Origin of the sequence: Proteus hauseri (assembly GCF_004116975.1) — a bacterium.
Taxonomy (GTDB): Bacteria; Pseudomonadota; Gammaproteobacteria; order Enterobacterales; family Enterobacteriaceae; genus Proteus; species Proteus hauseri.
The window spans coordinates 2,442,018-2,464,098 of sequence record NZ_CP026364.1 but is presented as its reverse complement, the minus strand read 5'-3'; the positions used below and the strand labels follow the sequence as shown (position 1 = coordinate 2,464,098).

Below are 22,081 nucleotides of genomic sequence, written 5' to 3'. Positions count from 1 at the left end.
CAATGGTTTCTCGTGTTTTACTTGTATCAAACGAGATATCACCTAATTGTTTTGGATACATATTCTGGAGAGAAAAATGAACAAAAAATTACTGGCTTCTTTAATTCTAGCAGGTCTTGTTACCATTACAGCAGGTTGTGATGATTCATCTAAAAAAGTTGATGAGGGTATTGATAAAGCAAAAGAAACAGCCACCCAAGTTAGCGAAACTGCACAAGATAAAGCGAGTGAGTTGACTGAGCAAGCAAAAGACAAGGCTGCTGACTTAAAACAAGATGCCTCAGCTAAAGCAGATGAATTAACAGAACAGGCTCAAGAGCTGAAAGATAAAGCTCAACAAAAAGCGGAAGAATTAAAAACTCAGGCTGATGAAAAAACAGATGCATTAAAAGAAAGTGTCTCCCAAAAAGCCGATGAGCTAAAAGATTCAGCATCAGCAAAAGCTGATGAAATTAAACAAAGCTTATCTGCTGAAAGCAATAAGTTATCTGAAAAGGCAGCTGACTTAAAACAAGATGCAAGCACTACAGCTGAAAATTTATCTCAAGATGCAGATAAAAAAGCAGACCAACTGAAAGAAGATGCAGCAAAAACAAGTGATGAGTTAAAACAACAAGCCCAAGATACTGAAAAGAAAGCATTAGATAAAGCTGACCAACTTACCGATCAAGCGAAACAAAAGATTGATGATCTAAAAGCTGAAAATAAATAATCTTAATTTCAGAAATTTTGATGTTACAAAAGCCAGTTACTAGTAACTGGCTTTTTTTGTATAAAAAAACAGCTAGGGTTGATCGATTAAGCAAAAAATGTAACCATGTTCTCCTTTTTTCAACAGGAGAAACCTATTAAAGTGTAAAAACACTTATCATCATAAATAAGTAATAAGTTGATTTAATTGAATTATTCTTCACCTTGTGGAAAAAGTAATTTATTTCCGTTCTTTTATAAAACTTCGATCTTATCTGATGTTTTATTCAAATTTTCTTATGAACTTTTCTTTTTCTGATGTTCTATGTAAAAAATCAGAAAAGAGGTAGCGAAAAGTCTCCTTCTAAGAAAAATAACAAAAATAGGTTAGTTATGAGTCAACAAAACGATGTAATACCGACAAAAGTTAGGATGAAAATTAATCCTCCCGTTTTTTATACATCAGCAATATTAATTCTACTCATTGTTGGATTTTCAGCACTCTTTCCCGATCTAGCTAATGATAAGCTAGGTCATCTTCAGGAAAATCTCTTCACTAACGCAAGTTGGTTTTACATTCTTGCCGTTGCATTGATTTTGCTGAGTGTGACTTATTTGGGGCTTTCTCGTTTTGGCGAAATAAAACTGGGTCCGGATCATGCTCGTCCCCATTTTAGTTATTTTGCTTGGTTTGCTATGCTATTTTCAGCGGGTATGGGAATTGGCTTAATGTTTTTTGGTGTTGCAGAACCTGTAATGCACTACCTTATGCCGCCAACAGGCGAAGCCCAAACGATAGAAGCAGCGAAAGAAGCAATGCGCTTAACCTTCTTCCATTGGGGGTTACATGCTTGGGCCATTTACGCCATTGTTGCACTCATTCTTGCTTTCTTTAGTTACCGTCATGGTTTGCCATTAACATTACGCTCTGCACTTTACCCAATTATTGGTGATCGTATCTATGGTCCAATTGGCCATGCAGTCGATATCTTTGCTGTTATGGGAACCGTATTTGGGGTAGCTACATCTCTTGGTTTTGGTGTTTTACAGGTTAATGCTGGCTTAAATCATCTTTTTGATATTCCTATTAGCCCAACCATTCAAGTCATATTAATCGTGGTGATCACAGGCCTTGCAACTATCTCCGTAGTATCTGGATTAGAAAAAGGTATTCGTTTTTTATCTGAATTAAACCTTGGTTTAGCGGTTTTACTTCTTTTATTAGTGATTATTTTAGGGCCTACTGTATTAATTTTAAAATCATTTGTAGAAAATACAGGTGGTTACCTTTCTGAGATTGTCAGTAAAACATTTAATTTGTATGCCTATGAACCAAAATCAAGTGACTGGCTAGGGGGTTGGACACTGCTTTATTGGGGATGGTGGCTTTCATGGTCTCCTTTTGTTGGTATGTTTATCGCTCGTATTTCTCGTGGTCGCACTATTCGTGAATTTGTTATCGGCGTTCTATTTGTACCCGCAGGCTTTACCTTACTTTGGATGACTGTTTTTGGAAATACCGCCATTCATTTAATTAAAGATAAAGGTGCTGAAGCGCTTGCTAACGTGGTTCAGCAAGATGTGTCATTAGCATTGTTTGAGTTCTTAAATTATTTTCCATTCTCATCAGTATTGTCGTTTTTTGCCATGTTGATGGTGATTGTATTTTTTGTCACATCCGCCGATTCTGGAGCAATGGTTGTTGATACCTTAGCATCAGGAGGCGATAGCGAAACCCCCGTATGGCAACGCATTTTCTGGGCCGCTTTAATGGGAATTTCAGCAATTACACTATTGTTAGCGGGTGGATTAACTGCATTACAAACCGTGACTATCGCTAGCGCATTACCTTTTTCTGTGGTTTTGCTAGCATCTATTTATGGATTGATAAAAGCATTGCGTGTTGATGTACATAAACGTGATAGCCAACAACTTGCAACTATTGCGCCACCAGCCAGTCGTAACCCTATTCCGTGGCAGCGCCGTTTAAGAAATATTGCCTATTTTCCAAAACGTTCTCATGTAAAACGTTTTATGGATGAAGTGGTTCATCCTTCAATGGAAATGGTCTCTGCTGAATTAAGTAAGCAAGGTATTCAATGTCATATTGAAAATAGCGATGAAAGTCGCATTGGGTTTGAAGTCGATTTAGGTGATGATATGAACTTCTTCTATGAAGTACGCTTACGATTTTATACCCAACCTGCATTTGCTTTAACCGATTTAACCGATGAAGAAAAAGATGAAGAGCATAAATATTATCGTGCTGAAATTCATTTAAAAGAAGGTGGACAAGATTATGATGTGATGGGCTGGACAAAAGAACAGATTATTCATGATATTCTTGATCAGTATGAAAAGCATATTCACTTCTTGCATGTGTTAGGTAAACAATAAACCCACATAAAATAGAAAAAAGAAAAGAGGCAATGATAAAACATCGCCTCTTTTTATTTGGTTAAGATAAAACTATTTTTCTGATATATCGGTATTTTCTGCATTAAGTGCAATAAGGTCTTTTAATAGCCCGGATAAGCTCTGTAGCTTTTCAGTAGAGAATTTTTGCTCTAATAATTGATAACCTTCATCAATTTTAGGCTGAATTTTGTCATATAAATTTTGCCCATTGACCGAAAGAGACACAAACAACTTACGTTGGTCACTAACCGGTTTTAGTCGACAAATAAGCTCATCTCTTTCCATTCTAATCAAAATCCCCGTGAGACTAGGACGCAAAATACAGGCTTTTTGCGCTAATTCATGAAAATCGATAGAACGCTTATCAGCAAGCACTCGAATAATCCGCCATTGCTGTTCCGTTAAATTATGCTCTTTAAGAACAGGTCGAAAAAATCCCATCGCAGATTCCCGAGCTTGTAATAGCGCGATAGTTAATGATTCATGCATAATCAAGAAGCTCTTTATAAGTGTTATAGGTGAAATGATGAAAAATCACTTAATATAGGCAGTGAGAATGTACCGCTATTTATGATTTACAGAATGAACTATATTCTAAGAATAGACTATTTGTTACAAATATTCATATTAACAAATAAATAAACTTGACTCAATTTTTGCAATTTTTCATTTATCTCGCAATTGATTGCTCTTCTATCTATTAACATAAAAATAGTGAAATCAGTGAGTTCCTCACAGCAGCAGCTTGGCAATTAGTGTGATACTTCTTATTAGACATAAGATTTAGCTATTCCCCGCTCAATAAATTATGAATAATCAGCTTTAGCGATAAGGTTGCCTCACCTTTTTTTGAGGGAAAGTTAACAGGTTGTAACAAAGAAAGATTGCTATCTTGGTTCATGCGCGGTAGCGTTACGGCTTTAAACTAACGCAACAAAGAAACCGCCATAAACACTGCAACTTTGTTTAGCGTTCGTAGTTAGAGAATTGTCCTTTGGTCTGTTCTCTAATTAGTGATTATTTTTAGTGAAGACGCCGACAGACGAGAAGTCTGGCAGTAGGAGTAAAAAATGTCTGATGAGAAACAGGCTAACCCACTTTTTCGAGATGCTATGGCAAACTTAGGTGCCGCCGTTAATATCGTTGCCACAAATGGCGATGCAGGATGCTGTGGTTTAACAGCCACTGCGGTATGTTCAGTAACGGATAATCCACCGACTGTTATGATTTGCATCAACAGTAAAAGCCAAATGAATACCGTATTTCAAGAAAATGGCAAATTAAGCATCAATATTTTAAATCACGAGCAAGAAGAGATGGCTTGTCATTTTGCCGGAATGACCGGACTAACAATGGCAGATCGTTTTACTCAACCAGGATGGCAACATGGGCAATTACAACAGCCTGTATTAGAAAATGCACTTGCCTGCCTTGAAGGTGATATTTATGATGTGCGACAAGTCGGCACTCATTTTGTTTATATGGCTGAAATAAAAAATATCTCGGTTCGCAAAGATGGGCATGGCCTTATCTATTTCAAGCGTCGCTTTCATTCGGTCAAAAATGAACTAGTTCCGATAGCTGTTTAGTTTTATTTTACTCTTTTCTTGAGACAAAAAAACGCACCTTAATAAGGGCGTTTTTTTTGTTATTTAATCATGATTCATTGCAGAACAAATAAATATTTATTTAAAATAAGTGAATAATTATATTTTCAGTATTTTGGATACAATGTCTTGGTATTTATTAATTAGTTATTAACATCTGTTTGTTATAAGAGAATATATTTTTATTATAACGAAATATTTCTTTCTATAATCAATGAGTCATATTAAAAAAAGTTTTTATTCTATTTTTTATTGTTTATTCTTATCTTGTTTCATTCGATGAAAATATAGTCAATAAATTATCTCAATGGCGATGATTTATACTAAATATCAACTAAATTACCTTTATTGAAAATAAATTAATGAATATTTTTTTCAATCTGGTATTAATCTTACCCACAGTGTGATCAACCTTTGAGAAGTCATTCTATCAATATATTAGTCTACTCGACTTGCTGATTACCTTCTTAAATTTGCAAACATCACTCTCTAGACGGTAGATAATGTTACTAGCGTGTAACATTCGCCGTAAATTCGAGTAAATAACATCGTTGTGAAGATAAATAATAATTAGGGGCATTACAGATATGGATAAACCCGCTCAAGTCGGTTTATTACAACAACCTAAACCATTCTTTATGATTTTCTTTGTAGAATTATGGGAACGTTTTGGTTACTACGGCGTACAAGGTATTCTCGCTGTTTATTTCGTTAATAAACTTGGGTTCTCACAAGAACAAGCCTTTATTACTTTTGGTGCCTTCTCTGCACTAGTTTATGGGTTAATTTCAATTGGTGGTTATGTTGGTGACCACTTATTAGGAACAAAACGTACTATTGTTTTAGGTGCAATAGTTCTTGCTATCGGTTATTTCATGACCGGTATGTCAATTATGTATCCTAACCTTATTTTCTATGCGTTAGGAACTATCGCTGTAGGTAACGGTTTATTTAAAGCGAACCCAGCAAGCTTACTGGCGAAATGCTATCAACCAAAAGATCCACGCCTTGACGGTGCATTTACCTTATTCTATATGTCAATTAACGTGGGTTCTCTGATCTCATTATCTATTGCGCCAGTACTTGCAGAGCGCTATGGATATGCTCTGACCTATAATATCTGTGGTATTGGCTTAATCATTGCTCTATTGGTTTATATTTTCTGTCGCAAAATGGTAAAAAATATTGGCTCAGAGCCAGACCATTTACCTCTTAATTTCAACAAACTACTCTTAGTTATTATTGGTAGTGTAGCAATGGTATTTGTTTGTGCATGGTTAATGCATAACGTGATGATTGCTAATATCGTTTTAGTCAGTCTGTCTATTATTGTTGTCTTTATTTATTTCCGTGAAGCATTTAAACAAAAAGACAGAGTTGCTCGTAATAAAATGTATGTTGCATTTGTTCTGATGCTTGAAGCGGTTATTTTCTATATTCTTTATGCTCAAATGCCAACATCATTAAACTTCTTTGCAATCCATAACGTTCATCACACGTTATTAGGCTTTGATATTAACCCAGTTAGCTTTCAAGCACTCAATCCATTCTGGATTATTGTTGCTAGCCCTATTTTAGCTATCGCATATAGCCGCTTAGGCGCGAAAGGTAAAGACTTCTCAATGCCAGCGAAGTTTACCGCAGGTATGCTTCTATGTTCATTAGGGTTCCTTACAGCAGCAGCATCAGGCATGTGGTTTGCTGATGCTAATGGTTTAACTTCACCTTGGTTTATTGTTCTGGTTTATTTATTCCAAAGCTTAGGTGAGTTGATGATCAGCGCCTTAGGTTTAGCTATGGTTGCAGCGTTTGTGCCGCAATACATGATGGGCTTTATTCTTGGTATGTGGTTCTTAACTCAAGCAACAGCTTATTTGCTGGGGGGATATGTAGCAACATTCACCGCAGCACCAGAAGGTATTACTGATCCATTGCAAACATTGCCTATTTATACAGATGTATTTGGTAAGATAGGTATAGCAACCTTAATTGTAGGTCTAATAATGTGGGTAACCGTCCCTTTATTAAACCGTATGATGAAAGAAGATACCAAAGTTACTGGTTAATATTTTAATACTAAAATCAGTTTGCATAATAAAGCGTCTTCTAAGGCGCTTTTATTTTATCTATTGATTGGCTTTGCCTTAGCACAATATGATTTGTTATCAGCTATCCATATAGATACGTATTTATCTCAAATTGATTTTTATAATGTTCTTTTTCTTTTATCTTCTTTTATTCTGTTTTATAAGTACTATCCTTAATGCAAATATTTAAATTTTTATGGTTAATATAATAATAACCATCTACTTTAAACAATATTTCAGATAGGAGAAATTCTGATGAATGATAAGAATAAGCTATCCGCAGCATTATTGGCTATTTTTCTCGGTGGATTAGGGATACATAAATTCTATCTTCGCAAAGTAGGAATGGGCGTTTTATATCTCTTATTTTGTTGGACAGGTATTCCTGCAATTATTGGTTTTATTGAAGGTATTTATTATCTCTGTATTTCAGATCAAACCTTTAATGACAAATATAATCGTTATTAAATAGCGTTAAAATAAACTGAATGCATAAAAAAACCCGCTATTTGCGGGTTTTTATTTCATCATAAAGAATGAGTCAATTACAGTACATCAACTGAGTTCAGTTCTTTAAATGCTTGTTCTAAACGAACAACCATTGAAGTTTGAGCCTGACGTAACCAGTTACGTGGATCGTAGTATTTCTTGTTAGGTTTATCAGCACCTTCAGGGTTACCTAGCTGGGCTTGCAGATAGCCTTCGTTCTTTTTATAGAACTGTAAGATACCATCCCAAGTTGCCCACTGAGTATCAGTGTCGATATTCATTTTAACAACACCGTAGCCTACCGCTTCTTTAATTTCTTCTGCTGAAGAACCAGAACCACCGTGGAATACAAAGTCTAAGCTGTTGTGTGGCAGGTTAAATTTCTCTGAAACGTAGTCTTGTGAATTACGCAGAATTTTTGGTGTTAATTGCACGTTACCTGGTTTATAAACACCGTGAACGTTACCAAATGATGCCGCAATAGTGAATCGTGGGCTAACTGCATTCAGTTTTTCGTATGCGTAAGCAACGTCTTCTGGTTGAGTATATAGCGCAGAGCTATCCATACCTGTGTTATCAACGCCGTCTTCTTCACCACCAGTACAGCCTAACTCGATTTCTAACGTCATATCGATTTTAGCCATACGCGCTAAATATTTAGCACAGATTTCGATGTTTTCTTCTAATGATTCTTCTGATAAGTCAATCATATGAGAGGAGAACAGTGGTTTTCCTGTTTTTGCGTAGTGTTTTTCACCTGCATCTAACAGACCATCAATCCATGGTAATAATTTTTTCGCACAATGGTCAGTATGTAGAATAACTGGAACACCATAGTATTCAGCCATTTGGTGAACATGATGAGCACCAGAAATCGCACCTAAGATTGCAGCTTGCTGAGGTACATCTGATTTAAGACCTTTACCTGCGATAAATGCAGCACCACCGTTAGAGAACTGTACAATAACAGGAGAACGAACTTTCGCAGCAGCTTCTAACACAGCGTTGATTGAATCAGTACCTACGCAGTTAACCGCTGGCAGAGCAAATTTGTTTTCTTTTGCTACTGCAAACACTTTTTGTACATCATCACCAGTGATGACACCCGGTTTTACGAAATCAAAAACTTTAGACATGTAATAAGATCCTATAATTGGAACAGGTAGAAAAAAGTCCTTCTACCTGTATGAGCAATGACTTAATTACTGTTTAGCACGTTCTTCCAGCATTGCAACAGCAGGGAGTTTTTTGCCTTCAACGAACTCTAAGAAAGCACCACCACCGGTTGAAATGTAAGAGATTTTGTCTGCAATATCAAATAAATCAATCGCAGCCAGTGTATCGCCACCACCTGCAATAGAGAATGCTTCACTATTTGCGATAGCGTTAGCAATAATTTCTGTACCTTTACGGAAATTAGGGAATTCAAATACGCCAACAGGGCCATTCCATAAAATGGTTTTCGCATTTTTCAGAATTTCAGCCAGACGCTCTGCTGTTTCATCACCGATATCCAGCACTTGTTCATCATCTTTGATGTCGCTTGCCGATTTCAATGTTGCTGGCGCTGTTTCTGAGAACTCAGTGGCAACACGAACATCCGTTGGTACTGGAATATCACATTTTTCCATCAATTTTTTCGCATCATCAACCAGATCAGCTTCATATAATGAACGACCTACTGGGTGACCTTCTGCTGCGATAAACGTATTAGCGATACCACCACCAACAATTAATTGGTCAGCAATTTTAGATAAAGAATCTAAAACAGTCAGTTTAGTTGATACTTTAGAACCACCAACAATAGCAACCATTGGGCGAGCAGGTTTATCTAATGCTTTACCTAATGCTTCTAACTCTGCTGATAATAGAGGGCCTGCACAAGCAACATCTGCGAATTTAGCTACGCCATGAGTTGATGCTTGAGCACGGTGAGCGGTACCGAATGCATCCATTACGAATACATCACACAGTGCAGCGTATTGTTTAGATAAGGTTTCGTCGTCTTTCTTTTCGCCTTTATTGAAGCGAACGTTTTCTAACACAACTAATTCACCAGTATTTACTTCAACGCCATTTAAATAATCTTTAGCTAAGCTAACTGGTGCAGTTAATTTGTCTTTCAGATAGTCAACAACTGGTTTTAAAGAGAATTCTTCGTTGTACTCACCTTCAGTAGGACGTCCTAAGTGAGAAGTTACCATTACTTTAGCGCCTTGTTTTAAAGCTGCTTCAATGGTTGGTAATGAAGCACGGATACGTGCATCGGAAGTCACTTTACCATCTTTAACTGGAACGTTCAGGTCAGCACGGATAAGAACTCGTTTACCGGCCAGGTCTAAATCGGTCATCTTAATTACAGACATGATGAATCCTCTCATTGATTCTCTAAAATTTAGCAATCTTCTGTTCAATGCCTTGTATTTTAACAATAAAGCATCATTACTTTCTTGTTTTTACGTGGCATCGTTATTAATACATGATTATTTAAAACCAGTAGCAGCCATTGCTAGCGTTGTATCAAGCATTCTGTTAGCAAAGCCCCATTCATTATCACACCAGACTAAAGTTTTAATCAGGTGCTGCCCACTCACCCTAGTTTGAGTGCCATCAACAATAGCACTGTGGGGGTCGTGGTTAAAATCAGTTGAGACTAATGGCAATTCTGTGTAATCCACTATACCACGAAATGCGTCTGTTGCTGATTTTTGAATTAAACGATTGACATCTAACACATTTACGGCAGTTTTTACCGTGACACTTAAATCAATTGCCGTCACATTAATTGTAGGAACTCGTACAGAAATTGCCTCAAAATGATCTTTAAATTTTGGGAAAATTCGTGTTATCCCCGCCGCTAATTTAGTATCAACAGGAATAATTGATTGCCCAGCTGCTCGTGTTCGGCGCAAATCTTTATGGTATGCATCAATTACAGGTTGATCGTTCATTGCTGCATGTATTGTAGTGACTGTTCCTGATTCTATATTAAATGCATCATCCATCAATTTAATGATTGGAATAATACAATTTGTGGTACAAGAAGCATTAGAGACTATTCGGTGTTCTTTTTTTAATTCATGTTGGTTAACACCAAATACAACCGTTGCGTCTAAATCGGTGGTGCCTGGATGAGAAAAAAGGACCTTTTTTGCACCTTGTGCGATATGAGCTTCACCATCAGCGCGAGAGCCATATACCCCACTACAATCCAATACCACATCAATACCTAACTCACCCCAAGGTAATTCATTAATTTCTGCATGATGAAATAGCCTAATAGTATCATCACCTACTTGCAGCAAGTCGTTATTAATACGTATATCCCAAGCAAAACGACCATGGCTAGAGTCATACTTGAGTAAATGCCCAATTCCTTGTGCATCAGCCAGTTCATTTATCGCAACAACCGTAATTTCAGCACGTTTACCTGATTCATAAAGAGCTCTTAATACATTACGTCCAATGCGACCAAATCCATTAATAGCAACTCTGATAGCCATGTGACTCCTTTGATAACTCGTGATTATGCAACCACCTAGAATAATAGAGCAAGATACTAATCAGCAGTGATAAATCAACTAAATCTAAAATTTGTGGAGTCACCGACATTTCAGTCCCAACTGAAACGGTTCAGCTTCTAGGTAATCAGATTACGAGAAATGAGAGAGGATCGCAATAGCAAACAAAGATGGAAGGATAAAAAAAGAGCACATCTGAGAAATTCTTCCTCAAAATGTGCTCTTGTTAACACTTATTGATTATTTAAATAAAGATTTTGCCTGTGTAACCACATTTTCCACAGTAAAACCAAACTCAGCAAACAGTTCGTTTGCCGGTGCTGACTCACCGAAACTACGCATTCCGATAATTGCACCATCAAGGCCAACATATTTGAACCAGTAATCAGCAATACCTGCTTCGATAGCTACACGTGCTTTTACCGCTGCTGGTAATACTGCTTCACGGTAATCTGCATCTTGTTTATCAAACGCATCTGTTGCTGGCATAGAAACAACACGAACATTACGACCTTCAGCCGTCAATTGTTCGTAAGCGCTAACGGCCAATTCAACTTCAGAACCGGTTGCAATGAAAATTAATTCTGGTGTACCAGCACAATCTTTCAGGATGTAACCACCCTTCTCGATATTGGCTAGTTGTTCAGCAGTACGTGGCTGTTGTGCAAGATTTTGGCGAGAGAAAATAAGCGCTGTTGGACCATCTTTACGATCAATTGCATATTTCCATGCAACAGCAGACTCAACTTGGTCACATGGACGCCATGTGCTTACGTTTGGAGTTACACGTAGGCTTGCCATTTGCTCAACAGGTTGGTGAGTTGGGCCATCTTCACCCAGACCAATAGAATCGTGAGTATAAACAAAGATGCTGCGGATTTTCATCAGCGCTGCCATACGTACAGCGTTACGAGCATATTCCATAAACATCAGGAATGTTGCACCGTAAGGAACAAAACCGCCATGTAATGCGATACCGTTCATGATTGCAGACATACCGAATTCACGAACACCATAATGAATATAGTTACCCGCTTTATCTTCGTTCAGTGCTTTAGAACCAGACCACATAGTTAGGTTACTTGGCGCTAAGTCCGCAGAACCACCCATAAATTCTGGCAATACTTTACCGAAGGCTTCTAATGCATTTTGAGAAGCTTTACGGCTCGCAATGTTTGATGGGTTTTGTTGCAGATTTTCAATAAATGCTTTGGATTCTGTTTCCCAGTTTGCTGGTAACTCACCAGACACACGACGTTTAAATTCAGCCGCTAACTCAGGGAATTTGGCAGCATAAGCAGCGAATTTAACATCCCACTCAGCTTCTTTAGCTTGACCTGCTTGTTTTGCATCCCACTCTTGGTAAATTTCTTGTGGAATTTCGAATGCACCGTATTCCCAACCTAACGCTTTACGGGTTTCTGCAATTTCTGCATCACCTAATGGAGAACCGTGTGAGTCAGCAGTACCTGCTTTATGAGGAGAACCAAAACCAATAGTCGTTTTGCAGATTAACAGTGAAGGTTTATCAGTTACCTGTTTTGCTGTTTCGATAGCAGCTTTAATGCTTGCTGCATCATGACCATCGATACCGCTAATTACATGCCAGCCATAAGCCTCAAAACGCTCTGCTGTATTATCAGTAAACCAACCATGCACTTGGCCATCAATAGAAATGCCATTGTCATCATAAAATGTAATCAGTTTACCCAGTTGTAATGTTCCCGCTAAAGAACATACTTCATGAGAGATACCTTCCATCATACAACCATCACCCATAAAGGCGTAGGTGAAGTGATCGACAATATCATGACCAGGACGGTTAAATTGAGCCGCTAATGTACGTTCTGCTATCGCAAAACCCACTGCGTTTGCAATACCCTGACCTAAAGGACCCGTTGTAGTTTCAACACCTGGGGTATAACCATATTCTGGGTGGCCTGGTGTTTTAGAGTGTAATTGACGGAAGTTTTTCAGATCATCCAAAGAAACCTGATAACCAGACAGATGTAATAAGCTGTAAATCAGCATTGATGCGTGGCCATTAGATAATACAAAGCGGTCACGATCAGCCCAGTTAGGGTTAGATGGATTATGATTTAAAAAATCACGCCATAATACTTCTGCAATATCAGCCATGCCCATAGGCGCACCAGGGTGTCCTGATTTAGCTTTTTGCACTGCATCCATACTTAAAAAACGGATCGCATTAGCAAGGGTTTTACGAGTGGTCATTTTCTACTCCAAGTCGGATAAAAAGCATCTAGATAGCTGATTCTCTCAATGCGGGCAAAAAACCGCAATATAAAAAATCCACAAAGGTGGCTATCGTAATCAGCTAAAATCAATAATTCTTTGATTTACACTGCATTTTTTACGATTAAAGCGGAAAATAACATTACACCACCGCATTGTTGCGCAACAAAATTAGAGGAAGGCAATTATTTGCGCAATTGAGAAGCGTGCTATTAGACCTTAGCTTGATATCACTAATCAAGATAAAATTTCATTGCTGTTTTATCCATCAAATCAAATAAATATCTTATTTGTTCCAATTATATACAGATAGAACGCCGCACTTAATATCGAATAGCAGAATAAACAGAAATAAAAAGAGGGAAAAGCTAGTTTTATTACACCAATGGATCTAATAACCTAATAAAAATTATCTGATTACATGTATGCTAATTGTACGTATGCAAAAAATATAATGCTGTAGCCACAATTGAGTAACAGTTATGTTATTAATCATCGCTAAAAATAGAGGTAATAAAAATATCAAGCATTACAAATAAAAATAAAAATTTAAATCACAACGAGCTTTTCTTGTGACACACCAACAACCCAATGCCCTTTAAAATAAAGCTCAACAATCTCTTGCCACTGCATCCCAAGGTTAAAGTGAACTTCTGTTAAATACTGCCTAAAGGCATAACACAATGCATTTTTGGCAGCTAAGTTAAAATCATGAGCTTTATACTTAAACCTTTCATCTGGCATTACTTTAATTTGCTGTGTAATCATTTTTGTGATTTTCAAGCGCTGTTCTATCAAAACTTTAGGATTAATTTGCTTGTGATAAAAAGGATCCTCTTGAGTCAGAGAAGTCGGCAACCAAATAAAATTTAATGAAGAAAAAAGTAAGCTTTCAAGACTTGCAAATTGAATAAGATTATTATCATCTAAATCTGCTTTCCCCAGATTAGAGAAAAAAACAGTATTCTGTATCTTCTGTTGGATATCTTCAAAAATTGTCATCATTAATCGGCTCAATAAATTTACTCTGGGCCATTCCATTCTAATTAATTCTTTAAATGTTCAAGCACTAACTGAAATAATCGCTTAATATTTTTTATAGCTCTTTATATATTTCAATCATAACCAATTTATAATTTTCATAATATAATTATATGGTTATGATATTCATGTGGCTGGTGTAAAATCGATATGAAATTTATTTAACAAACAAAAATCAACAAATTTTTTAGAAGCAACTAATCTCGTTTTAAATTGTTTATCTCTGGCAAGATAGAAATCACCTTGATTATCTTTTTTATAAATAGCTTTTGATAGTATTGGGCTACCATCTGATAACACACGAAAATCAGATTTTTCAATATCAATAAGGTCTAAATATTTATTAATAAAGCACATATAAAAAGTATGCTCTTGCCCTTCGCAATTCACCACGCATTCATATGAATAAATTTCATTAATAACTTCTTTTTTTAATGCCTCTATTACTCTTTTAGAAAAAACAGGAATACCAATATTTAAAGGTAAATAATCTGCAAAACGCAAATTATTTAATGTAATATCTTCTTGTGCCTCACCGTAAGGCTTTGTGTATTTAAGAAATTTATTGCCACTTTCATTGAGTATAAAATATGAAAATAACCTACCTTTTGTATCTTTTACATCAACAAGAGCACCTTGAGTATTTTTAATAAAATCGAATTGATAGAACATCATCATTTTTCCTTAGTGAGGCGGATTTAAAACCACCGTGCCATAGGAGAATTCTCTTTCAGATTTTTATCAATCAATTCTGATGTAATGATATTTTGTTCAATAACTGGAGACATTATCTCATCTAATATCTCACAATCTATATGACATCCTGTATGGTGAAATAACAGAGTAAATGCATCATCAATTAGTGACTGTTCATGATGCTTTTTCATTTCCAGAATAAATTGAACAATTTTTTGTTTTATTTCTTTGTTTTTTCTATATTCATCATTTTCAGTAACAAATTCCTGAAAATAGAAACTCTCTAATTCTTCGGATAATAGATTTAAACGTGCACGAAATTCCGTATTCATAAGTTAATCTCCATTAAATAAACCAATATACTTCAGATTGTTATAACTTTTATTTTCACTTATTGATAACTCAGGATCTTGATACCAAAATATCGCATTCGCACTTTCTATGCCTAACGTCTCACACTTTGCCTTTACTAAAGATAATTCCCTTTCATCCACTGCTGCCTCTAGTAATATTTCATCAAGCGTTACATTATTTTGATAACGAGGAATAACACCAATAAAATCATGATCATACCAAGTTATACCCAAATCCTGACAAAACTCACAAATTTTATAGTTGGGATCATCAATTCCCGCCTCTAAATAATCTAATTCAAAATAATCTAAGTATTCTGCATCAGAAGCAAAATTACTTCCCATCCATAAATGTACTTTATTTTCCATATTTAATTACTCTGTAAATGAAATTGAGCGTGATGTTTATTAGAGATGATAAATCTTAAAATACTGATATCAAATATCTTATGCAATAGATGATTTTTTCAGAAAAACAGAAAAGAATGAATTTAACGAGATGGGAAACGCAAAAACCCCAGCATAAATGCTGGGGTTTAGAATGTTGGCGGAACGGACGGGACTCGAACCCGCGACCCCCTGCGTGACAGGCAGGTATTCTAACCAACTGAACTACCGCTCCGCGTATCCTTTCGGACGAGGTGAATATTACGAATCTCTTACCTTGTCGTCAACTGTTTTTCTAACAAAATAATGCATTTGGACAGTTTTTGAGCTTGAGCTCTGTTTTATGCTTTTTTTATGCTCAAGACGCGCCATCTTCAGGGGTTGGACGCCATAAACAATGGCCACCTTTCTTCACCACTAAGTCTAATCGTGACTCATGTTCAATTAATTCTTCTGCCGTAGCTTTAATCACTCTTAAACCCGCTTCAGGACGAACGATGCGCTGTATTTCATTTCGTTCTTGCTCATCATGCGATTCACCTTCCATAGAGAAAGTTAACGCAGTCTGCCCCCCTGTCATTGCTAAATAGACATCAGAAAGTATCTCAGCATCCAATAACGCGCCATGAAGCGTACGTTTGGAGTTGTCGATTAAATATCTATCACATAAAGCATCAAGGTTATTTCGTTTACCTGGAAATAATTTTCTAGCCAGAGCAAGGCTGTCGGTAATCTGGCAAAAAGTTTCGGTCGGAGGAATATCGCGATTAAGTTTTCTAAACTCATAGTCCATAAAACCGATATCAAACGATGCGTTATGAATAATCAGCTCTGCGCCACGAATATATTCTAAAAATTCATCTGCAATATCAGCAAATGAAGGCATATCCTCAAGAAATTCATCGCTAATACCATGAACTTCGAAAGCTTCAGGATCAACAAGCCTTTCAGGCTTAACATAAACGTGGAAATTTCGCCCTGTTAAACGACGATTGATGACCTCTACGGCACCAATTTCGATGATATTATGGCCTTCGTAATGAACGCCCAGCTTGTTCATACCGGTTGTTTCGGTATCAAGTACAATTTGTCGTGTGATTGGAGTGCTCATAATCCGTTTTTATGTCAGACTTAAGGTTAGTTTTCGCAATAATTAAAAAGGATAAGTCGCCTTTATGCATAAGCAGGTAGAAATATTCACCGATGGTTCATGTTTAGGCAACCCAGGTCCCGGTGGTTATGGTGCTATTTTACGTTACCAGCAACATGAAAAAACCCTAAGTGAAGGTTTTTTTATGACCACCAACAACCGAATGGAACTTCTTGCTGCTATCGTAGCATTAGAAGCATTAAAATTCCCTTGTAAAATTACACTGACAACAGACAGCCAGTATGTAAGGCAAGGTATTACTCAATGGATCCACAGCTGGAAAAAACGTCAATGGCGTAAAGCAGACAAAAGCCCAGTATTGAATGTCGATTTATGGAAACGACTCGATACAGCTATCACACCTCATGAGATTGAATGGCGCTGGGTTAAAGGCCATGCGGGTCATGATGAGAATGAGCGTTGTGATGTATTAGCTAAAGAAGCCGCGGCTGCTCCCACTAAAGAAGATGCTGGCTATATCGCAAGCCAGCAAGATAAAGCAACAGAATAATATAACGAGTAATTATATTATTCAGATCGATTACGAGTTGCCCCTAAGACTCTTCCTTTTACACTCAACCGAGGTAATGCAAATTTCATGGCGGTGGGTGTTAAAGGAAAGGTTCTTTTACGAGCAATAATTAAATTTAGGCATCCACCAGTATGATAGCGGCTACCATCACGTTTTATTGGTCGTGAAAATGGCATAATCTGGAAATTCTGCTGAGTCATCACTTCATAATTAAGAAGGCTTAGCCAGTCGATTTGACGTCGCAATGAAAACATCCGACAACAATAAGGCTGTTTTTGCCTTAAAAAAGGAGTGCATTTACCCAGCCCAACTAGGCTTATGGGGTTAAAGCTGGTTAAAATTATCCAACCATCATCAACTAAAATACGATCAGCTTCTCGCAATAACCAATGTGGATCTGCACTATAGTCCAAAACATGAGCCATAAGACAAACATCTATCGATTTATTCTCAAATGGCAAATAATTTAGTGATGCAATAACATCAGCATTTGTGGCATTAGTGCTTACATTAACTTGATGTGAAACAGTACTTAATGTGGTATCAATTTCAGCACTCAGCTGACCTAGTTTTAGCATATGAAAACCATACATTTTAGGCCACCAATGCTGTAAACGTAGTTCTATTGCCATACGGTAGTATTCACCCCAAGGAATATTACGCCAAGAATCAGGCATAACCATTGGTTTTACCGAACGTGCTGCTTTCATCGTTGAACCCTTTATATTTATAAGTAAGGTAACTTATATGGAGCTTATCAGAATTCCTGCTTTATCCGATAACTACATTTGGCTATTAAGTAATGAAAATAGTGAATGTGTGATTGTTGATCCTTCACAAGCAAAGCCCGTTATTGAAATGCTCTCTCAACGTTCACTAACACCTGTCGCGATTTTATTAACTCACCATCATGATGATCATGTGGGTGGTGTTGCAGATTTAGTGACAAAATACCCGAGTATTACGGTCTTTGGTCCGAAAGAAACGCAAGATAAAGGGACGACCCACATTATTCATGATCAAGAAAAAATTATTATTGATTCGTTTTGTTTTCATGTCATTAGTACACCGGGTCATACATTAGGCCATGTTTCTTATTATTCTGAACCTTATTTATTTTGTGGTGATACACTTTTCTCTGGTGGCTGTGGTCGTTTATTTGAAGGCACAGCACAACAAATGTTTAGTTCTTTGCAAAGACTCAGTGCGTTACCTGATAACACATTAATTTGTTGTGCTCATGAATACACCCTTTCTAATATGGCCTTTGCACACCATATCATGCCAGAAAATGCACTTATTACCGATTATTTTCACCAAGTTAGTGAAATGCGCAAGAACTTGCAACCAACTGTGCCAATAACACTGAAAAATGAAAAGAACATTAATCTTTTTCTGAAATCTGACGATATTGATTTACAAGGAATTTTAGGCATAACCACTAATACTTACGCGCCAATTAAGACATTTACAAAATTAAGAGAATTAAAAGACAACTTTTAATTGCTAAGTATTGTTTTATTTTGGCGCACTCAGTATTATCTGGTTCAAAAAACATACAGGATGAATTTTTCTATTATGAAGACAAAAGCGATTTTGTTCTCAATATTGCTATTAGCAGGCTGTCAGCAATCAGAGAATATTAAACCCAATTTGTCTGCGATAACGCCAACACCGAAAGGATCTTCAACTTCCTATCAACCACAAATTGATGTTAAAACTAATTTATGGGGTTATGTAGTAAGTGAATTAAAGATGGATATCCCTGAAAATGAAAGGATCTCGCAGCAAGAAATTTATTTTTTAAATAACCCAAAACATATACAGGCCGTTGCCTCCCGCGCAGAACCTTATATGTATTGGATTATTGAAGAAATAAAAAAACGTGATTTACCTATGGAGTTGGCACTCGTTCCCGTTGTAGAAAGTGCGTTTAATCCTCATGTTACCTCTTCTGCTAAAGCCGCTGGCTTGTGGCAATTTGTTCCTATTACTGGCAACTACTATGGATTAGCCCAAAATCAATGGTATGACGGTCGCCGTGATGTTGCCGCATCAACCAATGCAGCGCTTGATTTGCTTGAAAGGCTTTATGTCATGTTTGATAACGACTGGGCACTTGCGCTTGCCGCTTATAATGCGGGCGAAGGCCGTGTTATGCAGGCAATAAAAGCCAATATAAGCAAAGAATTACCAACAGATTACTGGTCGCTTTCTTTACCTAAGGAAACCATGAATTATGTGCCTAAAATTCTTGCTCTAAGTAAAGTTATTCGTGAAAACGAAGAAAATATTACTTTTCCCAAAAGCAACTATCGTGATAGAGCGTTGGCCACCATTGATGTTGGCGAACAAATTACCTTAGGTAAAGTTGCTGAATTAAGTCAACTACCAATAAACACAGTAAAAGATTATAACCCTGGTTATAAAAGAGGAATTACGGCACCGAATGGACCACATGTCATTATGTTGCCAAGAAATAAGCTTGATCAATTTCGTAATGCCTTTGAAGACGAAGCTGTGCTTGAAACCATCCGTTTAGCTGTAGCTAAAACTAACCAGTCGATTAAGCAAGAAGGTGTTTATAAAGTTCGTTCTGGCGACTCTTTTTATGCCATTGCTAGCCGCTACAATATGAGTATAAAAGAGTTACAACGTATTAATGGCTTAGGAGCAAAAAGCACCTTGCTGGTAGGCCAAACATTAAAAATTCACAATGCTAATAGCACCCGCCATGCAACTATAAGCAAACCGAATAAGCCATCACCAAGTTACTATAAAGTACGTCAAGGTGACTCTTATTACAGTATTGCACGTCGTCATGGTATTAACCTTAAGCAGTTAATGAGCTGGAACTCTGATATTAAAATGTTAAAACCAGGGACTCAGTTAACACTTTATATTAAATAGTTAGTATTATTTTCTGCGCTTCTTAGTGCTGATTTAAAAGCCATCTATCTGCTTAATACCTTAATGGTTATGGCATAGATGGCTTTTTTGGCTCTCTATTTATTACTCTTTTGATTTTTTCATACTAAAAATTGTCATTTTTTAAATATCTATCGACATAAAAATCGCAATAAAAAAAACGCCTGATATTACTATCAAGCGCCTTTTCTAGCCTTTTACTTGGTTATATTAATAAGTTATAACCAGAAGAACCAAGCAAAGAGAGAAATAATTAAGATACAGACAAGGTTAAGCACCCCACCCACTCTGACCATTTCTATCTGTTTTATATATCCAGAACCAAAGACTATCGCATTTGGTGGTGTTGCAACAGGTAACATAAAGGCACAAGAAGCACCGATACCAATAATCATGGTTAATGCCATAACAGGCATTCCTAATGCTTGAGCTACCGTTGCAAAGATTGGTACTAATAATGCCGCACTGGCTGTATTACTGGTGAATTCTGTTAACACAATAATAAAGGTTGTGACTGCCAGAATAATCACAAACCAATGGCTATTACCAAAGGTATCTTTCATAAAGTCAGCCATAACGAGGCTTGCACCAGAAGACTGTAAAATTGCGCTTAGTGTTAAACCACCACCAAACAGCATCAATACGCCCCACTCTGTGTTTTCTTGGATTTGACTCCAGCTAGCAACACCCGTTACACCGATAACAATTGCCGCACTCACTGCAATGACAGTATCAAGATCTTTTACTCCACCGAAAGCACTACTGATAAAAGAGCTGAAAATCCAGCAAAAAACAGTCACTAAGAAGATAATCATGGTAATAACGCGTTTTTTATTCCACTCTAATACTTCTAATTTCAAATCAAATTTGTGCTTTAAGTTGGGACGTAACATCAAATACATCACGATAAACATGACGGGTAACAGCACTAACATAATTGGAACGCCGTACTTCATCCATGTAATAAAATCTAAATTGAGTTGAGCCGCAGCAATGGCATTAGGGGGGCTACCAACCAATGTACCCAAACCACCAATACTAGCACTATAAGCGACGCCCAGTAGAACAAAAACAAAGGTATTGCGCTCTGAGCGAATATCCAAGTTAGATAAAATACCCAATACTAGTGGCAGCATCATTGCTGCGGTTGCAGTATTACTTATCCACATTGAGAGCAGTGCGGTAACGCCAAATAACAGCAACACAGCGACTGATAATTTACCTTTCGCAATCATCAATAAACGGTTAGCAATTAAGCGATCAAGCCCCTGAATATGTAATGCTGTAGCTAATGCAAATCCACCAAAAAATAAGAAAATAATAGGATTCGCAAATGATTTTAATGATTCATTTGTATTCATTAGCCCCATAACAACAGCTAGTATAGGGATGAATAATGCCGTAATTGTTACGTGAACAGCTTCTGTCAGCCATAGCACACCAACAAATACCATTAATGCTAAACCAGCATTAGCTTTAGGATCATAAGGTAAAAACTCTAACAACAAGAGTAATATGACAATATCAATTGCCAGAATAATTAACCCTCGTTTGTTTATCGGGCTTGATTTCGCCGATGGGGCTAAATTGGACGCGTCCATGATTAATACTCCACATTAGCTGATATGAACATTAGGTTCATTAAGCCATAATTGTTAACAAAATAGGTTATATGTGAAATATAAAAACATTTCACGCCATTGAAAATGCGCAAAACCAATAATTGGGATCTCATCCACGACAATTAATCGATTTATTAATAAAAGAGTAATAATTGAACACTATTTTCACTTACCCATCACACTTTTCGACGACAGTTAATGAGGAATATTTCTTTTTTTATTATGAAATACGCAAAAAATAGACAAAAAAATGGGCGAACACAAGGTCCACCCATTCATAATTAATTAGAGAAATTAATCAAAG

Annotated in this window: 20 protein-coding genes and 1 tRNA gene; 8 read left to right on the top strand and 13 right to left on the bottom strand. The window is 36.8% G+C overall.

Translation table 11 applies throughout. The features are described 5' to 3' along the window. Window positions 1-76 precede the first annotated feature (76 nt). Window positions 77-712: a hypothetical protein gene (locus PH4a_RS11175; protein WP_129039805.1), complete on the top strand. Its 636-nt coding sequence runs from the start codon at window positions 77-79 to the stop codon at window positions 710-712. 371 nt (window positions 713-1,083) lie between these two features. After that, entirely contained in the window at window positions 1,084-3,087 is a 2,004-nt protein-coding gene (gene betT, locus PH4a_RS11170) for a choline BCCT transporter BetT (protein WP_129039803.1), read from the top strand. Between the two features lie 72 nt (window positions 3,088-3,159). Here betT and hpaR read toward each other — a convergent pair whose 3' ends face one another. Further along, window positions 3,160-3,597, bottom strand: coding sequence for a homoprotocatechuate degradation operon regulator HpaR (gene hpaR / locus PH4a_RS11165; RefSeq protein ID WP_129039801.1), 438 nt, complete (start codon window positions 3,595-3,597; stop codon window positions 3,160-3,162). Between the two features lie 581 nt (window positions 3,598-4,178). On the opposite strand from hpaR, the gene hpaC reads away from it, so the two are divergent. From hpaC to PH4a_RS11150, 3 genes are all read left to right on the top strand, one after another. Next, window positions 4,179-4,697, top strand: a complete 519-nt coding sequence (gene hpaC, locus PH4a_RS11160) for a 4-hydroxyphenylacetate 3-monooxygenase, reductase component (RefSeq protein WP_129039799.1) — start codon at window positions 4,179-4,181, stop codon at window positions 4,695-4,697. Between the two features lie 605 nt (window positions 4,698-5,302). Further along, window positions 5,303-6,781, top strand: coding sequence for a dipeptide/tripeptide permease DtpB (dtpB, locus tag PH4a_RS11155; RefSeq protein WP_129039797.1), 1,479 nt, complete (start codon window positions 5,303-5,305; stop codon window positions 6,779-6,781). Window positions 6,782-7,057: 276 nt separating this feature from the next. Beyond that, window positions 7,058-7,270 (top strand): TM2 domain-containing protein, encoded by a 213-nt coding sequence (locus PH4a_RS11150; RefSeq protein ID WP_064719158.1) that lies wholly within the window; start codon window positions 7,058-7,060, stop codon window positions 7,268-7,270. Window positions 7,271-7,347: 77 nt separating this feature from the next. Here the strand turns inward: PH4a_RS11150 and fbaA are convergent, their stop codons facing one another. The 10 genes from fbaA to dnaQ all read right to left on the bottom strand — a co-directional run bounded on the left by fbaA (window position 7,348) and on the right by dnaQ (window position 16,656). Continuing rightward, on the bottom strand, window positions 7,348-8,427 hold the full coding sequence (gene fbaA / locus PH4a_RS11145) for a class II fructose-bisphosphate aldolase (protein WP_064719157.1): 1,080 nt from the start codon (window positions 8,425-8,427) through the stop codon (window positions 7,348-7,350). A gap of 66 nt (window positions 8,428-8,493) precedes the next feature. Then, complete coding sequence (gene pgk, locus PH4a_RS11140) at window positions 8,494-9,657, bottom strand: phosphoglycerate kinase (RefSeq protein ID WP_064719156.1); 1,164 nt, start codon at window positions 9,655-9,657, stop codon at window positions 8,494-8,496. Between the two features lie 117 nt (window positions 9,658-9,774). Continuing rightward, a complete protein-coding gene (epd, locus tag PH4a_RS11135; protein ID WP_129039795.1) occupies window positions 9,775-10,794 on the bottom strand; it encodes an erythrose-4-phosphate dehydrogenase in 1,020 nt (339 codons plus the stop codon). A gap of 258 nt (window positions 10,795-11,052) precedes the next feature. Further along, entirely contained in the window at window positions 11,053-13,047 is a 1,995-nt protein-coding gene (gene tkt / locus PH4a_RS11130) for a transketolase (RefSeq protein WP_129039793.1), read from the bottom strand. Window positions 13,048-13,617: 570 nt separating this feature from the next. Continuing rightward, entirely contained in the window at window positions 13,618-14,073 is a 456-nt protein-coding gene (locus tag PH4a_RS11125) for a hypothetical protein (protein ID WP_129039791.1), read from the bottom strand. Window positions 14,074-14,235: 162 nt separating this feature from the next. After that, on the bottom strand, window positions 14,236-14,787 hold the full coding sequence (locus tag PH4a_RS11120; RefSeq protein ID WP_129039789.1) for a hypothetical protein: 552 nt from the start codon (window positions 14,785-14,787) through the stop codon (window positions 14,236-14,238). A 20-nt stretch (window positions 14,788-14,807) separates the two neighbouring features. Next, window positions 14,808-15,137 carry a hypothetical protein gene (locus PH4a_RS11115; RefSeq protein ID WP_129039787.1) on the bottom strand — a complete coding sequence of 110 codons (330 nt, stop codon included), beginning with the start codon at window positions 15,135-15,137 and terminating at the stop codon, window positions 14,808-14,810. Between the two features lie 3 nt (window positions 15,138-15,140). Further along, window positions 15,141-15,527 (bottom strand): immunity 22 family protein, encoded by a 387-nt coding sequence (locus PH4a_RS11110; protein ID WP_129039785.1) that lies wholly within the window; start codon window positions 15,525-15,527, stop codon window positions 15,141-15,143. A 176-nt stretch (window positions 15,528-15,703) separates the two neighbouring features. Continuing rightward, window positions 15,704-15,780, bottom strand: a tRNA-Asp gene (locus PH4a_RS11105). A 123-nt stretch (window positions 15,781-15,903) separates the two neighbouring features. After that, window positions 15,904-16,656, bottom strand: a complete 753-nt coding sequence (dnaQ, locus tag PH4a_RS11100) for a DNA polymerase III subunit epsilon (RefSeq protein WP_129039783.1) — start codon at window positions 16,654-16,656, stop codon at window positions 15,904-15,906. 64 nt (window positions 16,657-16,720) lie between these two features. On the opposite strand from dnaQ, the gene rnhA reads away from it, so the two are divergent. Further along, complete coding sequence (gene rnhA / locus PH4a_RS11095) at window positions 16,721-17,206, top strand: ribonuclease HI (protein WP_064719148.1); 486 nt, start codon at window positions 16,721-16,723, stop codon at window positions 17,204-17,206. A 17-nt stretch (window positions 17,207-17,223) separates the two neighbouring features. On the opposite strand, the gene PH4a_RS11090 is transcribed toward rnhA, so the two are convergent. After that, window positions 17,224-17,937, bottom strand: coding sequence for a class I SAM-dependent methyltransferase (locus tag PH4a_RS11090; protein WP_129039781.1), 714 nt, complete (start codon window positions 17,935-17,937; stop codon window positions 17,224-17,226). A gap of 37 nt (window positions 17,938-17,974) precedes the next feature. Between PH4a_RS11090 and gloB the strand changes: the two genes are divergently transcribed. Together gloB and mltD are read left to right on the top strand one after the other, a co-directional pair. Next, complete coding sequence (gloB, locus tag PH4a_RS11085) at window positions 17,975-18,730, top strand: hydroxyacylglutathione hydrolase (protein ID WP_129039779.1); 756 nt, start codon at window positions 17,975-17,977, stop codon at window positions 18,728-18,730. Between the two features lie 75 nt (window positions 18,731-18,805). Then, entirely contained in the window at window positions 18,806-20,137 is a 1,332-nt protein-coding gene (mltD, locus tag PH4a_RS11080; RefSeq protein ID WP_129039777.1) for a murein transglycosylase D, read from the top strand. A 236-nt stretch (window positions 20,138-20,373) separates the two neighbouring features. On the opposite strand, the gene PH4a_RS11075 is transcribed toward mltD, so the two are convergent. Further along, a complete protein-coding gene (locus tag PH4a_RS11075; protein WP_064719144.1) occupies window positions 20,374-21,756 on the bottom strand; it encodes an SLC13 family permease in 1,383 nt (460 codons plus the stop codon). Between the last annotated feature and the right edge of the window lie 325 nt (window positions 21,757-22,081).